Genomic DNA, 979 nt, shown 5'->3' with positions numbered 1-979 from the left:
AAAAAATCTATTGTATTTTTCATGCTTTCAAAATTTGTATTTTCCATATTTGCTATTGTTTTTATATCACTTGCATATCTAACAGAATCCCATTCATACTTTCCACTTTCTTTATCAAATTCTACTCCTGTGGCTAAAATAAATTGATTCCCGTCAAATAAGGTCGCTTGATTATCTTTCACATCCAGTACTATAGTGTCTCCAAATTCAGTTTCAATTACATTTCCTTTTTTTATATTCATTTTTATTCCTCCATTTCTATTTTTATCTTTCTTATCTGTTAAATCTTTTATTTCTTCTTCCTTTCCATCACTAATAATAAATTGTTTTATTTCTTCAACTGTTGGATCATCAATTGTAGTCTGAATAAATTCAACTAATTTATCTTCTGAATCGGCAAAATTTTTAATTCCATATTCAACTATATTGTTGATTATTCTCTGAGTATTACCATCAAAAGAAAAATTTTCTCGAATAAATTCATTAAATCTATCTCTATCAAATTCCATATTCTTTGTCCTCTAATAATCTCATTTAAAGTTTTATCTGCCACATGGTTCACTATTATTTATTTCGTTTATATTATTATTTACTACTAAATTTCCCTTATATTCCTTTAATTTATCCATAATAGATGTTTTTTCTTTCCTTTCAAAATCTCCTATTTCCTGCACTTTACTATCTCTAAAGTCAGCATCATTTCTATCTATTATTCCATCTAAATCCATATCTTTAGATAATGGATCATAGAAGTTGCCATCATCATCTATTTCAAGTTCCATTACTTCTCTCAGTTTTTCTTCATTTACTGATACAAGCTCACTAAAATCCCAAAAGCCAATAGATGTCTTTATCTGTACTAGCTCTTTTAAATCACTTGCATCTAAGGGATCATAGGTGTATTGAAAGCTGTCAATTAGGTTCTTATCTACATAGGTGTTCATCTTGTAATTTATTAAATCTAAACTTACTTGTATTT

2 pseudogenes are annotated in these 979 nt (G+C 27.3%); both read right to left on the bottom strand.

The features are described 5' to 3' along the window. A pseudogene (locus HMPREF0077_RS09985) lies at window positions 1-509 on the bottom strand (single-stranded DNA-binding protein); the annotation flags it as partial. A gap of 33 nt (window positions 510-542) precedes the next feature. Then, a pseudogene (locus HMPREF0077_RS10825) lies at window positions 543-979 on the bottom strand (hypothetical protein); the annotation flags it as partial.

Source organism: Anaerococcus tetradius ATCC 35098 (assembly GCF_000159095.1).
Taxonomy (GTDB): Bacteria; Bacillota; Clostridia; order Tissierellales; family Peptoniphilaceae; genus Anaerococcus; species Anaerococcus tetradius.
The sequence above is the reverse complement of the archived record's forward strand: the minus strand, read 5'-3'. Positions and strand labels throughout refer to the sequence as shown.